Source organism: Actinoplanes sp. NPDC049599, assembly GCF_044465625.1.
Classification (GTDB): Bacteria; Actinomycetota; Actinomycetes; order Mycobacteriales; family Micromonosporaceae; genus Actinoplanes.
This window is the reverse complement of sequence record NZ_JBITLX010000016.1, coordinates 49,432-62,769: the sequence shown is the minus strand read 5'-3', so window position 1 is coordinate 62,769 and position 13,338 is coordinate 49,432. Positions and strand designations below refer to the sequence as shown.

Annotated in this window: 12 protein-coding genes; 10 read left to right on the top strand and 2 right to left on the bottom strand. The window is 69.9% G+C overall.

Annotated features, from left to right (window positions below; all coding sequences use genetic code 11):
- The first annotated feature begins 158 nt into the window (after positions 1-158).
- The 10 genes from ACIBQZ_RS25930 to ACIBQZ_RS25885 are packed head-to-tail and all read left to right on the top strand — an operon-like array spanning position 159 to position 11,517.
- Positions 159-1,178 carry a Gfo/Idh/MocA family protein gene (locus tag ACIBQZ_RS25930; protein ID WP_396091373.1) on the top strand — a complete coding sequence of 340 codons (1,020 nt, stop codon included), beginning with the start codon at positions 159-161 and terminating at the stop codon, positions 1,176-1,178.
- Positions 1,179-1,182: 4 nt separating this feature from the next.
- Entirely contained in the window at positions 1,183-2,466 is a 1,284-nt protein-coding gene (locus ACIBQZ_RS25925) for a DegT/DnrJ/EryC1/StrS family aminotransferase (protein ID WP_396091372.1), read from the top strand.
- A complete protein-coding gene (locus ACIBQZ_RS25920) occupies positions 2,463-4,355 on the top strand; it encodes a non-ribosomal peptide synthetase (protein WP_396091371.1) in 1,893 nt (630 codons plus the stop codon). The genes ACIBQZ_RS25925 and ACIBQZ_RS25920 overlap by 4 nt, the downstream gene beginning before the upstream one ends.
- Positions 4,352-5,071 carry a thioesterase II family protein gene (locus ACIBQZ_RS25915; RefSeq protein ID WP_396091370.1) on the top strand — a complete coding sequence of 240 codons (720 nt, stop codon included), beginning with the start codon at positions 4,352-4,354 and terminating at the stop codon, positions 5,069-5,071. The genes ACIBQZ_RS25920 and ACIBQZ_RS25915 overlap by 4 nt, the downstream gene beginning before the upstream one ends.
- Positions 5,064-6,371: an aspartate aminotransferase family protein gene (locus ACIBQZ_RS25910; protein WP_396091369.1), complete on the top strand. Its 1,308-nt coding sequence runs from the start codon at positions 5,064-5,066 to the stop codon at positions 6,369-6,371. The genes ACIBQZ_RS25915 and ACIBQZ_RS25910 overlap by 8 nt, the downstream gene beginning before the upstream one ends.
- Positions 6,368-7,702 (top strand): thymidine phosphorylase, encoded by a 1,335-nt coding sequence (locus ACIBQZ_RS25905; protein WP_396091368.1) that lies wholly within the window; start codon positions 6,368-6,370, stop codon positions 7,700-7,702. Before ACIBQZ_RS25910 ends, ACIBQZ_RS25905 begins: the two co-directional genes overlap by 4 nt.
- A gap of 14 nt (positions 7,703-7,716) precedes the next feature.
- Complete coding sequence (locus ACIBQZ_RS25900) at positions 7,717-8,610, top strand: TauD/TfdA family dioxygenase (protein ID WP_396091367.1); 894 nt, start codon at positions 7,717-7,719, stop codon at positions 8,608-8,610.
- Positions 8,607-9,611 carry an alpha/beta hydrolase gene (locus tag ACIBQZ_RS25895; RefSeq protein ID WP_396091366.1) on the top strand — a complete coding sequence of 335 codons (1,005 nt, stop codon included), beginning with the start codon at positions 8,607-8,609 and terminating at the stop codon, positions 9,609-9,611. The genes ACIBQZ_RS25900 and ACIBQZ_RS25895 overlap by 4 nt, the downstream gene beginning before the upstream one ends.
- Positions 9,608-10,747 (top strand): glycosyltransferase family 2 protein, encoded by a 1,140-nt coding sequence (locus ACIBQZ_RS25890; RefSeq protein WP_396091365.1) that lies wholly within the window; start codon positions 9,608-9,610, stop codon positions 10,745-10,747. Before ACIBQZ_RS25895 ends, ACIBQZ_RS25890 begins: the two co-directional genes overlap by 4 nt.
- Positions 10,744-11,517 (top strand): inositol monophosphatase family protein, encoded by a 774-nt coding sequence (locus ACIBQZ_RS25885; RefSeq protein ID WP_396091364.1) that lies wholly within the window; start codon positions 10,744-10,746, stop codon positions 11,515-11,517. The genes ACIBQZ_RS25890 and ACIBQZ_RS25885 overlap by 4 nt, the downstream gene beginning before the upstream one ends.
- A 31-nt stretch (positions 11,518-11,548) precedes the next feature.
- Here the strand turns inward: ACIBQZ_RS25885 and ACIBQZ_RS25880 are convergent, their stop codons facing one another.
- Entirely contained in the window at positions 11,549-12,475 is a 927-nt protein-coding gene (locus ACIBQZ_RS25880) for an aminoglycoside phosphotransferase family protein (RefSeq protein ID WP_396091363.1), read from the bottom strand.
- A 27-nt stretch (positions 12,476-12,502) separates the two neighbouring features.
- Entirely contained in the window at positions 12,503-13,282 is a 780-nt protein-coding gene (locus ACIBQZ_RS25875) for a LamG-like jellyroll fold domain-containing protein (RefSeq protein ID WP_396091362.1), read from the bottom strand.
- Positions 13,283-13,338 lie beyond the last annotated feature (56 nt).

The window sequence follows — 13,338 nt, the reverse complement described above, 5'->3', positions numbered from 1 at the left end:
AGCCCCACACTGGACCGTCCGATCACGACATCACTCGGATCGGCCCCCGACGATCGAAGGGTCGCCGCGATGTGCCGAGTGTCGTATGGTGGCCTCACGCTCGCGGTGACCTGAACCGCGTGATCAGAACGGGGAAGTTATTGAGCACGGTGCCCAGGTTGCGTGCTGTCCTGATTGGCCTCGGTCAACGGGCGCTCGGCGACTACGTGCCGGCTCTTGCGGCACTTTCCGAGGAAGTCGAACTCGTCGGCGTCTGCGACGTCGACCCTGCGGCAAATCAGCGATTCCTGGCCGCGCTGAAGAATTACCCATCGCTGCCCGTCCCGGAGTACTTCACGGACCGGCGACATGCGCTCGACGCGCAGCGACCGGATCTGGCCATCGTCGCGACGCCGCACAACACTCATCTCGACATCGCACGTGACCTCTTGGAACGGAAGATCGCGATCCTCAAGGAAAAGCCGTTCGCCATTTCCATCGAACAGGCCGGCGAGCTTGCCCGAGTGATCGAAACCTATGACGGACATCTGCGGCTCTGTGTCCAGCGCAGGCACCACCCGCTCTATATTCATGCGCGGCAGTCGCTGGCCAGCATCGGCACTCTGCGACACTTCGACGCGGCCTATCAGCTGAATGCCGAAGCCTACCGGCAGGGCTGGCGGGCGCAGTCCGAGACCTCCGGCGGCGGGGCGATCATCGACATGGGCTATCACCTGATCGACCTGCTGTACTGGTACTTCGGTATGCCGTCGACGGTTTATGCGACCTCCGCCCCGAAACTCATCCCGACGGCGGAATACGACATCGAGGAAACCGTCCTGGCGAATTTGACCTACCCCGGTGGGGCGACCGGAATTCTCCGGTTGTCGCTGTGTGAGGCGCGCAAGGACGAGTGGCTGGCCGTGTCCGGCAGTGCGGGGCAGATCCTCCTGACCAAGAAGTCCCTCGAGCGCTACGACCGCGCCGATGTCCTGGTCGAGCAGGAGAAGGGTGAGCCCGACGGGGCGTCCGCGCTGAACGTGCTGCGCAGCATGATCGCCGAACTGTCCAATCCGGACATCGTCCGGCAGGAGGTCGCGAACGGCCTCGGCAGCACGGCGATCATCGACGCGTTGTACCGCTCGATCTCCACGGCGGTTCCCGTCGGGCCAGTGAGACCGAAGGAGTACTGTGCCTGAACCCATGCTTGCGATCGACGGTGGTGTGCCGGAGATCCAGGAATTGGCGTCCTATCCCTGGCCGAAGCGCCGTGCGGCGTGGCAGGACCGGATGATGCAGCAGTTCATGAGCGGGAAGCTTTCCGTCTACGACAAGTCCGGGGTCATCGCCGAGTTCGAGGACTCCTGGTCGGAACTGCACGACATCGACTTCAGCCTGGTGACGAACTCGGGAACCGCGGCCCTGCACTCCGCTTTCTACGGCATCGGGCTGGGCCCCGGCGACGAGGTGCTCTGCCCGACGTACACGTTCTTCGCCACGGCGGCGCCGCTCTTCCAGCTCGGCGCGCTACCGGTGCTGGTCGACAGCCTGCCGGACGGGTCGTTCGACGTCACCGCGGCGGCTGCCCTGGTCACCGAGCGGACCAAGGCGATGGTGATCACTCACATGTGGGGCCTCCCGGGCCACATGGACGCGATCGTCGAGTTCGCCGCGGCGCACGGTCTTGATCTGGTCGAGGACTGCTCGCACGCGCACGGGGCGCGCTACCGGGGCCGGCTGGTCGGCACCTTCGGCGCGGCCGGAGCCTGGAGCCTGCAGACGCAGAAGCTGGTGGCCGCCGGCGAGGGCGGCGTGCTGTCGACCCGCCGGCGCGACGTCTATGACCGGGCCCAGCTGCTGGGGCACTTCAACAAGCGGGCGATGAAGGAGATGGATCCGGCCGGACCGCTCTACGACTACGCCAGCACCGGCATCGGCCTGAAGTACCGGGCGCACCCGCTGGGCATCGCCTTCGCCGTCGGCCAGATCGAGGAGCTGGACGGCTGGGTCCGGGGCAAGCAGCCGTACGCGGCGAGGATCGCGGATTGCTTCGGTCGTCTTCCTGGCGTGACGCCGCTGACGATGTCCGATCCGGAGCGTGTGTCGGCGCACTATGCGCTCCTGTTCGACGTGGACCCGGAGCTGCTGCCCGGCGGGCGGGACTGGCTGGTCCGGGCGTGCAACGCCGAGGGGATCGACGACGTCGACATCCCGAAGGCGACCTCGCCACTGCACACGCTGCACCTGTTCCAGCGGCCCATCTCACCGGTGACGACCTATGACCGGGATTGCATCAGAACGGACTTCCCCGTCGCGGACGCACTGGCGAGCCGCACCTTCAAGATCTCGGTGCCGTGCGGGCCGTCCGGCTTCGAGGACGAGGACGAGCGTTACTACCAGGCGGTCCTGCGGACCGTGGACAAGCTCGTGGCGCACCTGGCCACGGCCGGTGCCGGCGCCGAGTTGAGCGAGGCGGTGCATCGGTGACGACGACGCCGAACTCCTCGGTAACGGAACCGGTCGCGTCGGGCATCGGACCGGACCTGCCCGTCGGAGCGCGGCAGCCGGTCCATGAGCTGGTCGACGCCGTCGCCGCACGAGATCCGGACCGCCTCGCGGTGTCCGGCGCCGACCGGAGCCTCACCTACGGCGAACTCGTGGCGGAGGCCGCGGCCCTGACGAGGGAGCTCCTCGAGGCGGGCTGCCGGCCCGGGGACCGGGTGGCGGTGCTGTGCGAGCCGTCGAGCGCGATGATCGTCGCGGTTCTCGGTGTGCTGGGCGCGTCGGCGGCGTACGTGCCGTTGGACCCCGCGGTGCCCCGGGCTCGGACCATGGAGATCCTGGCGGACGCCGGCGTGGTCGCGACCGTCGCGGATCGCCGGGGCGGTGACCTTCTCGGTGACGGCGGAGATCGGCCGGCTGGGCTCTCCGTGGTGCCGGCGGCGGCGGAGGGCCGGCGGCACCTGTCCGAGGAGGCCGCCTACGTGATCTACACGTCGGGCACCACGGGTGACCCGAAAGGCGTGGTGGTGAGCCACGCCAACCTGACCGCGGCCACTCACGCACGGCATCTGATCTACCCGGGCCGACCGTTGTTCCTCCTGGTGTCGCCGCTGGCGTTCGACTCCTCGGTGGCCGGGATCTGGGGAACTCTCAGCGCCGGGGGCCACCTGGTGGTGGCGTCGGCCGACCAGGTGCGTGATCCGGAGCCGCTCGCGGATCTGGTCGAGCGGCACGGAGTCACCCACCTGCTGTGTGTGCCGTCGCTGTACTCGTTCCTGCTGGATGTCGTGCAGCGGGGCCGGCCGGAACGACTCCGGTCACTGCGGACGGTCATCGTCGCCGGCGAGGCGCTGACCGAGCCCCTGCTGCGACGGCACTTCGAGACCTACCCGGCGGGCATCGAGCTCGTGAACGAGTACGGTCCGACCGAGACGACGGTCTTCGCGAGCTACCGCCGGTACACCGAACCCGCGCCGGTGACGATCGGCGGTCCCATCCCGGGCGCGCGGCTCTACGTTCTCGACGAGGACGGCCGGCCGGTCGGACCGGACGTGGACGGTGAGCTCTACATCGGTGGCGCCGGGGTCAGCCAGGGTTACCTGGGCCGGGGCGCGGCGACGTCGAGGGCGTTCCTGCCCGACCCGTTCTCGCCCGTGGAGTCGGCGCGCATGTTCCGCACCGGGGACATCGTCAGCTGGACCGGCCGCGGCGAGCTGCGCTTCGTCGGGCGCCGCGACCACCAGGTGAAGATCCGGGGCCACCGGGTCGAGCTGGGTGCCGTCGAGTCCAGACTCCGGTCCGTGCCGCAGGTCAAGGACGCAGTCGTGGTGCCGACCGCGGATCACCTCGGGCTGGTCGGGTTCGTCGTCCTGGCGGATCCGGTGCCGCCGGAGGAACTGCGCGCCCACCTCGCGGACAACCTCCCGGCGGTCATGGTGCCCGGGGTGATCCATGTCGTGGCCGAATTCCCGGTCAACGCCAACGGCAAGCTGGACCGGGCCCGGCTGAGCGAGATCGCCCGGCGTGACGTACCGGCGGCACCCGGCAGAGCGGACGACCCGAGCTCCCGGGTGATCGCGGCCTGGCGCGAGGTCCTCAACCGTGAGGACGTGCCGAGCAACGTGAACTTCTTCGATCTCGGCGGCAGTTCGATGGCGATGATCCTGCTCCAGGGCGCGCTGGAGCGGCACACCGGCGTCCGCCCGTCGGTGGTGGCGTTGTTCCGTCACACGACGGTCACCGAGCAGGTCGCCCTGGTCGAGGCCGAGGCCGGCCCGCCGGACCGTGGCGAGGAGCAGCAGTCGACCGCGGCCCGCGCGCTGGCCCTGCGAAACGCCCGGCGACGCCGGGCACTCCGGAGTGAGGAAACGTGAGCGAATGGCTCCACTGCCGGCATCGCCTGGTCGACCCGGCGTTCCGGCTCGTCTGCCTTCCCCATGCCGGCGGATCGGCGAGCTTCTTCGACGACTGGGCCAAGATGCTGCCCGGCGTGGAGGTGCACGCCGTTCGATATCCGGGGCGCGCGGAGCGGATCGCCGAACCGTTCGCCACCGACCTGCGCACCCTCGCCGCGGACATCGCGACCGCGCTGAGAGACCTCGCGGACCGGCCGCTGGCCCTGTTCGGGCACAGCATGGGCGCTGCCGTCGCACTCGAGACCGCACGCGCGCTCGAGGCCTCCGGCATCGACGTCCGGCACCTGTGGGCATCCGGCTCGCGGATCGCCGCACTGCCCGAGCCGCAGCCCTCATCCGGTGAGACCACCGAGGAGGACATCGTCGCGGACCTTCTGCGCATGGGCGGTTCCGACCCGGAGCTGCTGGCGGACCCGGACTTCCTGGAGCTGGTGCTGCCGTACATGCAGGCGGACGCCGACCTCTTCCACTCGTACGAGATGGCACCGGCGCCGATGCTCCGGTGCCCGATCACCGCCATCGTCGGCGACGCGGATGACGACGCCGACCGCCGGCCCTGGAACACGCTGTCGACCGGGCCCGTCCGGCAGGCGACAGTGCGGGGCGGCCATTTCTACCTGATCGACGAGCCACCCTTCGAGCTGCTGATGAAAGGCGGTGAGTCCCTTGACTGACCTCACCCGACGATCGGACCAGGACTCGGCAACAGTGCGGGACCGTGACCGTCGCCATCTCTGGCACATCTGGTCGCCGGTGCGCGCCGACCTGGCTCGGCTGTGCCTCTCCAGCGGGACCGGGCACACCGTACGGGACATCGACGGGCGCTCGTACATCGACGCCTCGTCGCTCAATCTCTCCTGCGGGTACGCCCACCCCGACCTGGTCGGGGCCGTGCAGACGCAGGTCGGCCGGCTGCACGGTTATGACATCTCGGTGCACGGTCACGAGACCTCCGGGGCGCTGGCCGCGCGGATCGCCGGCCTCATGCCGCCGGAGCTCTCCCGGACCCTGCTCACGAACAGCGGCACCGAGGGCATCGAGGCGGCACTGCTGATCGCCGGCATGTACGCCCAGCTCAGCGGCGAGCCACGCACCCGGGTCGTCACGTTCGCCCGCGGCTACCACGGTTCGACCCTGCTGAGCCGCGAGATGTCCGGCCTGCCGCACCTGGCTCACCCGTTCGCCTCGCCGCTCGACGTGACCCGGATCGACCTGCCCCTGTCGGCGCGGGAAACCCGGGATGTCGCCGGCCTCCCGGCGTTGGTGGAGGAGTTCCGCCGGGCGCTGCTCGACGTCGAGCCGCCACCGCTGGCCGTGCTCATCGAGCCCCTGCTGAACGTCGGCGGTGGCGTCGTCCTGCCGCCGGGCTTCCTGACCGAGGTGCGCCGGCTGTGCGACGAGAGCGGCGCGCTGCTCGTGCTGGACGAGGTGTCCACCGGCTACGGCCGGACCGGCCGGATGTTCGCCTTCCAGCATGACGATGTGGTGCCGGACATCGTCGTCACCAGCAAAGGTCTGGCCGCCGGCTACGCGCCGATCTCCGCGGTGAGCGTGCGGGAGTCGATCTATCGGCAGTTCGAGCAGGACCCGCTGGTCGGCGGGCTGCGGTTCGGCCAGACCACGTCGGGTCATGCGATCTCGTGCGCGGCCGCCCTGGCCACGCTCGACGTGATCGAGCGCGACGGTCTGGTGGAACGGGCCGATCGGGCCGGTCGGCTGCTGACGAGCCGGATTGTCTCGGTGGCCGACGGTGACACGGTCGCCGACGTGCGCGGCCTCGGCCTGTTCGTGTCGGTGGAGTTCACCCGCGAGCCCGACGCCGAGCGGGTGGTCGCCGAGGCCGAGGCGCGGGGGCTGTTGCTGCGCCGGCAGGGGGCGGTCGTGATGCTGGTGCCGCCGTTGACGGTCGACGATGCCGCGCTCGAGTCGATCGCCGACCGGTTCGCCGCCGCGCTGAAGGAGGTGGCGGCGTGAGTGAGCAGCAGTCGACGGAGGCGGTGGCCTCGGCCCGGGTGACCGCCTCGGTCAACCGCAAACGTACGGGTGCCGAGCTGGGCGCCGAGGAGATCGAGGCGGTCGTCGCCGACTTCGTGGCCGGCCGGATTCCGGATTACCAGATGTCAGCATGGCTGGCCACGGTCGCCTGCCGCGGGATGTCCGTGGCCGAGGTGCACTCGCTGACCCGCGCGTACACCATCGGTGGGGAGGCGCTGGACTTCTCCGGGCTGGACGCACCGGTCATCGACAAGCACAGCACGGGCGGGGTGGGCGACACCACCACGTTGATCGTGGTGCCGGTCGTGGCGGCGTGCGGCGGAGTGGTGGCCAAGATGACCGGCCGGGCGCTCGGCTTCGCCGGTGGCACGCTCGACAAGCTCGAATCGATCAGCGGTCTGCGCAGCTATCTGTCCGCCGACGAGGTGGTACCCATGCTGCGCAAGGTCGGCATGGTGATCACCGGGCAGAGCCGGAACCTGACCCCGGGCGACGGAGCGACGTACGCGCTGCGGGACGTGACCGGCACGGTGGAGAGTGTTCCGCTGATCGCGGCCAGCATCATCAGCAAGAAGGTCGCGGTGCGCGCCGACGGCCTGGTGCTGGACATCAAGACCGGGGCGGGAGCGCTGATACCCGACCGGGAGCTGGCCCTCGAGCTGACCCACACGATGCGGGATCTCGCCACCTCGTTCGGTCTGAGCTGCCGGGCGGTTCTCAGCGACATGAGCCAGCCGCTCTCACCCGCGGTCGGCAACGCCTTGGAGATCAAGCAGGCGCTGGCGGTGCTGCGTGGCGAACGGATACCCGGCCTGTCCGATCTGTGCGCGACGATATCGCGGCTGATGCTGCAGAGCGTGGACGTGGATCTGGCCGACGCCGACGCCGACGCCAAGGTCGAGCGGGTGTTGCAGGACGGCTCGGCCTACGAGATGTTCCTGCGCTGGGCGGTGGCGCAGGGCGCCGATCGCCAGGTCCTGGAGCATCCCGAGCGGTTGCCGTCGGCGAAACTCCGGCGGGAGATCCGGGCGACCGGGTCCGGCTGGGTCGTCGGGGTGGAGCCACGGGCCATCGGCAACGCCACGCTCCTGGTCGGAGCGGGCCGGCTGAGGTACGGCGCGGCCCTGGACTACGGGTCGGGAGTCGTGTTGCACCGCCGGGTGGCCGATCGGGTGGAACGCGGCGACATCGTCGCGGAGCTGCACTACGACTCCGGCGACGTCGACGGCGCCGCGGCGTTGATCGAATCGGCGTTCACCCTGGGGGATGAGGTTCCGCCCGTGCCCCCGGCCGTTCATCAAGTCTTCTGATCGGAGCACGACCCATGACCTCGATCGTTCCGGTGGATCGCCTGCTCCGCGGCATCGCGGGAGGCGACATCTCCTTCGACACCGTGCCGGCCGAACCGGCCGTCATCGCCGACCCGCAGGACATCCCGGCGGCTGCCGCCGCCGAGATCGCCCGCAGATACCGGGCCAACGGCTTCGCCGTGGCGCGCTTCGCCGCGGGGCCGTGGACCGAGGACACCGTGCGGCGGCTTGCGCAGGCGCTGGGGCTCGGCGAGCCGTTCGTACCCCCGCTCTACACGATGGGCGCGTACGTCACCACCGGCATCTCGCGCATCGCCGCGCCGACGGTGCCGGAAGCGACGGTGCACGCCGGATTCGAGACGACGGACGGTCAGGATCTGCATTGCGACGGAACGTTGCAGGACATCGGGGTGGTGCGCAGCGCGATCCTGCTGTGTGAGTCACAGGGTGAGAGCGGTGGCGAGACCACTGTGTTCAACGCCCACGGCGCCTTCGCCGAGCTGGCCGCGACGGACCCGTCGGCCGCGCAGGCGTTGACAGCGCCGGGGCTGCTGGTCCGCCGGGCCACGATGAACGGCTCCAACGAGGAGAACGCCGGGCCGGTGTTCACGGTTGACGACGAGCAGCTGCTGTGCCGCTACTGCGTGGACAAGACAGACAGCTGGATGATCCCGGACGGCGAGCTCGGCGAGTCCGTCCGGCGTGGACTGTCCTTTCTCGACAATGCTCGGCAGGACGGCAGCCGGCACGTGCTGCGGTTCACGCTGGCCGCGGGCGAGGCGATCATCATGGACAACACCCGGATCTCGCACGGACGCGCGGCCTACCAGGACCGGGCGGGCAGCCGGCGCTGCCTCTACCGCAGCCTGCACCTGCGGCACCCGGCCGAGGTCGCGGTATCGGCATGAGCAAGGGTCAGCCACCACCGTTCGATCCGGAACTGGCGGGCCCGCTCGAGGGCATCCTCGCCGGCCTGCCGTCCATGACGGCCGATCAGATCCCCGACCGGCGGGCCCGGACGGTGGCGGGCCGGCTGACGGACGAGCAGATCCGCCGGAACGGTGCCTTCGACCTGGTCGAGCGGCAGATCCCGGGGTATGCGGACGGCGCCGGGGTGGCCCTGCTGATCTGCCGGCCCACCGCGACCCCCGGGCCGCACCCGGTGATCTTCTCCATCCACGGTGGTGGCATGGTCGCCGGCGACGCCCGTACGGCCGACCTGATCGGAGAGCTGGACCGCGCCGAGCACCTCCAGCTGGCGGTGATCTCGGTCGAATACCGGCTGGCTCCGGAGCACCCCGACCCGATTCCGGTCGAGGACTGCTATGCGGCGTTGCGCTGGGTCGTCGAGCACGGCGCGGAACTCCGCATCGACCCCGATCGGATCATCGTCAGCGGCAACAGCGCGGGCGGGGGGCTGGCCGCCGGTGTGGCGCTGATCGCCCGGGACCGCGGCGGACCGGACCTGATCGGGCAGATGCTGCAGTGCCCGATGCTGGACGACCGCTGCGACACCGAATCGGCCCGGCAGATGGAGCACGTCGGGCTGTGGAACACCCTGTCCAACCGCACCGGCTGGACAGCGCTGCTGGGGGAGCGGCGGGGCGGCGCCGAGGTGTCGCCGTACGCCGCGCCGGCCCGGGCCGCCGACCTGTCCGGGCTGCCGCCCGCCTTCATCGACGTCGGATCCGTCGAATCGCTGCGCGACGAGGCGGTGCAGTTCGCGCTCGAGATGTGGCGCGTCGGTGGTTCGGCCGAGTTGCACGTGTGGTCGGGAGCATTCCACAGCTTCGATCAGTGGGTACCCGGCGCCGTGGTCTCCGACTCGGCCGTGAAGGCCAGGCTGGCCTGGTTGCGCCGCGTCCTGGACAACGCCCGGCCAACGCGGCCGCACCCGCAAGGAGCATGATGCCCCGACCCAAGCTCAGCCTGATCATCCCCTACCGGCAGCGGCTGGAGAATCTCCGATCGGCCCTGCAGAGCCTGGTGCACCAGACGATGGACCCGGCGGAGTTCGAGGTGGTCATCGGTGCGATGGAGTACGACGAGGCCTACGTCACCGCCTGCCGGGAGGTCGCCGACCGGATCCGCATCGTCACCGTGATGACGAACGACGCCTTCGAGATCCCGATCGCCCGCAACATCGCGATGCGACAGGCCGCCGGCGAGGTCATCGTCAACATCGACGCCGACACGCTGCTCCCACCCGACGCGCTGACCAACCTGTACGAGCGGCACTACGCCTTCGGTCAGGCGGCCTGCGTCGTCGGCCAGGTCCTGGGCTACGGCAACAACTACGACGGCGACGTCGAGCATGTCGACCAGGTGCCGTTCGCGACCTGGCAGGACCGGCTGATCGAGATGGCTGACACCCGGGACGTGCCGCGCGACCCGCGTTTCCAAGTGGATCATGTGATTCCGTGGAGCTTCGCCTGGACCGGCTTCATCGCGCTCCCGGCTGACCTGATCCGCAGGCATGATCTGTACTTCGACGAGTCGCTCCGCGGCTGGGGCGTGGACGACATCGAGTGGGGATACCGGATCAGCGCCGAGGGGATCCCCATCGTGCTCCGCAAGGATGTCTGGGCCCTGCACCTGCCGCACATCCGCGACACGGCCGCCAACTTCGTCACCGAGGGCGTGACATACCGTCAGTTCCTGCATAAGTTCCCCGGCCCTGACGTCGAGTTGGCCGCCGCGTTCAGCGACTTCGAGGCAAACGGCCGGTATCTGGAGTTCAAGGCGGCACTCGCCGGCGTGGTGCCGAGTGGTGCCGCCGGCCTGGGGACCGTCCTGGGCACCAGCGACGGCGTCACCACGGTGTTCTGCGGCGCATCGCTCGACAAGCACGGACAGGTGACCGAGCCGGGGCGGTACGGCGACATCCGGGAGGTCCTGCCCCTGATCGGCTTGGCGCTGCCGTACCCCGATGGAATCGCCGAGATCTGCCGGATCGCCCCGCCCATCCAGGGCCTGTCCGACGACTACCGCAAGCAGGTCCACGCGACGGCGTCCCGGGTGGCCCGGACGGTGATCGTCGAGTGACGACCGCGGCGGTCGACCACCAGGCCCTTCTCGCTGTGGCGGTCGAGGTCGTGACGGCCGCGGCCGAGGCGATCCTGGCCCGATCAGGGAAACGGTCCGCGCTGTCGTACAAATCCTCGGCCACCGACCCGGTGACCGAGGCGGACCTGGCCAGCGCCTCGGCGATCCACGGCGGCCTGAGCCGGCTCCGGCCGCAGGACGGGCTGCTCAGCGAGGACGGCGACCAGACCGAATCCCGCAACGGGCTGCGGTGGGTCGCCGACCCGCTGGACGGAACGGTCAACTACCTGCACGGGATTCCGAATGTCGCGATCAGCCTCGCCTGCGAGCGGTACGTCGACGGGGACTGGCAGGCGGTGGTCGCGGTGGCCCGGGACGTCCATCGGCGGGAGCTGTTCACCGCGGTGCTGGACGGCGGCAGCTTCTGTGACGGCGTGCCGATGGCGGTGACCGATCCGGTGCCGGCGGAGCAGGCCCTGATCGGCACCGAGTACGGATACTCCGTGGCGAGCCGGACGCGTCAGACCGGGGCGATGGCGAAGTTGGCGCCGCGCGTGGCCGATCTTCGTACCAGCGGCAGCACGGTCCTCGATTTGTGCTGGACCGCCGCCGGGCGCCTCGACGGTTTCATCGAGGACGAGCTGGGCCGGTGGGACTGGGCGGCGGGTGCCCTGCTGGTCACCGAGGCCGGCGGGCGGGTCTCGCCGGTGGCCGACGGGGTGCTCGCCGGTGGGCCCCACCTCCACCGGGAGCTGAGCCGGCTCCTCTGAGCCGTCGGCGCCGGGTGGAGGCGGGAGCCGGTCAACCGGCCATGGCCAGGCGGTGCTCCGCCATCACCTCTTGCATCACCTGGAACGCGCCGGTCCGCCACCCGAACTGCATCCCCGCCGAGGCCACGTCGTCGGGTGTCTCGGCATAGGCGTCCCGCAACGTGATGGCCGCCTTCCAGAGCATCCAGCCCCGGGCCCGGGCCCAGGTGGCGTCGTCCAGTTTGAGTCCGCGCCGGAACGTCTCCCGGCTCGTACCGTGGAAGAACGACCACGCGATCACCAGGTCGCACGCGGGATCGCCGACCCCGCAGGTGCCGAAATCGATGACCGCGCTCAGCTTTCCGTCCTGCACCAGCAGATTCCCGGCGCTCATGTCGCCGTGGTACCATACCGGGTCGCCGGTCCAGCTGCTGTTCAGGGCGGTTTCCCACACCTCCAGCGCCTGCGGTGCGTCGATCACCTCGGTGAGCGCGTCGATCGCCGTCCGTGCCGACTCGTCCCAGTAGGAAGGGCTGGCGCCACGGTAGAAGCTGTGCAGGCCCGCTTCCGGCCCGCCCGTGGCGTCGATCGAGTACAGCGCGTTCAGGAATCCGGTGAGATCCTCCGCCAGCGTGACCGGATCGGGCACCCGCTCGACGGTCGCCTGGTGGCCCGGCAACCACTCGTACACCGACCAGGGGCGCGGGAAGTGCTGCCCGGGCTCGCCCGTGGCGAGCGGCCGGGGAATGTCCACCGGCAGGTGCTCGCGCAGCTCGGGCAGCCAGCGATGCTCCTTCTCCACCTGGGAGGAGTACATCTCCGCGCTGGGCAGGCGAACCGACATGGTGTCGCCCAGCCGCATGGTGATGTTGTCCCAGCCGGGTCGTTCGACCGGCCGGATCGGCAACTGCGCCCACTGCGGGAACTGCTCCGACAGCAGCTGCCGGATCAGCTCCGGCGTGATCGCGGTCCTATCCATGCGCCTCTCCTGTCCCCGTGGCGGAGTTCATTCCGCGATGTCCTCGTGGTAGATCCGCTGCGCATCCTCGCGGGTGAGAACGCCCTGGTAGATCCGTACCGGACCGATGGAACCATGCCACTGGTCGACCGGGGCGTTCCGCCAGTACGCGTTGCCGATGTGCAGCGGCGCGTCGGCCGACCAGAACGGCCAGTGATCCACCAGCTCGGCCGAACCGTGGTCGTCCGTACCCGGCACGTACAGGTGGATCTCGCGGTTCTCGGCGTCCATGACCCCGACCAGCAGGGTCCACCGGTCCAGCGCCGAGGAGTCGATGATCTGCGTCGAGAACGCGTTCTCCCAGACGAACGGCCACGGCGGTCCGGGCGGGTCGCCGTCGACCGGAGTGGCCTCCAGACACCATTTCACGACGTCCGGCGTCACCTCGTCGATCGCCCGGGCGCCCAGGTAGAAGGGCGAGTGCGTCAGCTCCCCCGGCCTCGGCCCGGGCTGGCTGATCGCGGTCAGGGCGAACCATCCGTCGGGCAGCTTGAACTCGTCCCCGATCACCTCGCTGTCCAGCCGCAGCCAGGCGGCGACACTGAAGCTCTGATCGGTGCGGAGCACCGGCCGCTCGGTGGACAGATACTGCGACTTGCCATCCAGCTGGACGGCCCCGCCGGCGATGCTGCGCGTCCAGCTCACCGGGCCGTGGGCGTGCAGGGTGTGGCCGTTGCCCGAGAGGTCTTCGACCGTGCTTCCCTCGCCTTCCTCGAACTTCCATCGGGCGAGCAACCTCGCCGTACTGTCCGCTGGCGAATCGGTCATGTGATGTCCCTTCTGGAGCGTGTGCGCCGGGAGCGTGAAGGTGGCCTCCGACACAA

Bases quoted from the DNA above. Each gene is read 5' to 3' on its own strand.
- ACIBQZ_RS25925 (WP_396091372.1), top strand. From the start codon at position 1,183: ATGCTTGCGATCGACGGTGGTGTGCCGGAGATCCAGGAATTGGCGTCC.
- ACIBQZ_RS25900 (WP_396091367.1), top strand. From the start codon at position 7,717: ATGACCTCGATCGTTCCGGTGGATCGCCTGCTCCGCGGCATCGCGGGA.
- ACIBQZ_RS25895 (WP_396091366.1), top strand. From the start codon at position 8,607: ATGAGCAAGGGTCAGCCACCACCGTTCGATCCGGAACTGGCGGGCCCG.
- ACIBQZ_RS25890 (WP_396091365.1), top strand. From the start codon at position 9,608: ATGATGCCCCGACCCAAGCTCAGCCTGATCATCCCCTACCGGCAGCGG.
- ACIBQZ_RS25880 (WP_396091363.1), bottom strand. From the start codon at position 12,475: ATGGATAGGACCGCGATCACGCCGGAGCTGATCCGGCAGCTGCTGTCG.
- ACIBQZ_RS25875 (WP_396091362.1), bottom strand. From the start codon at position 13,282: ATGACCGATTCGCCAGCGGACAGTACGGCGAGGTTGCTCGCCCGATGG.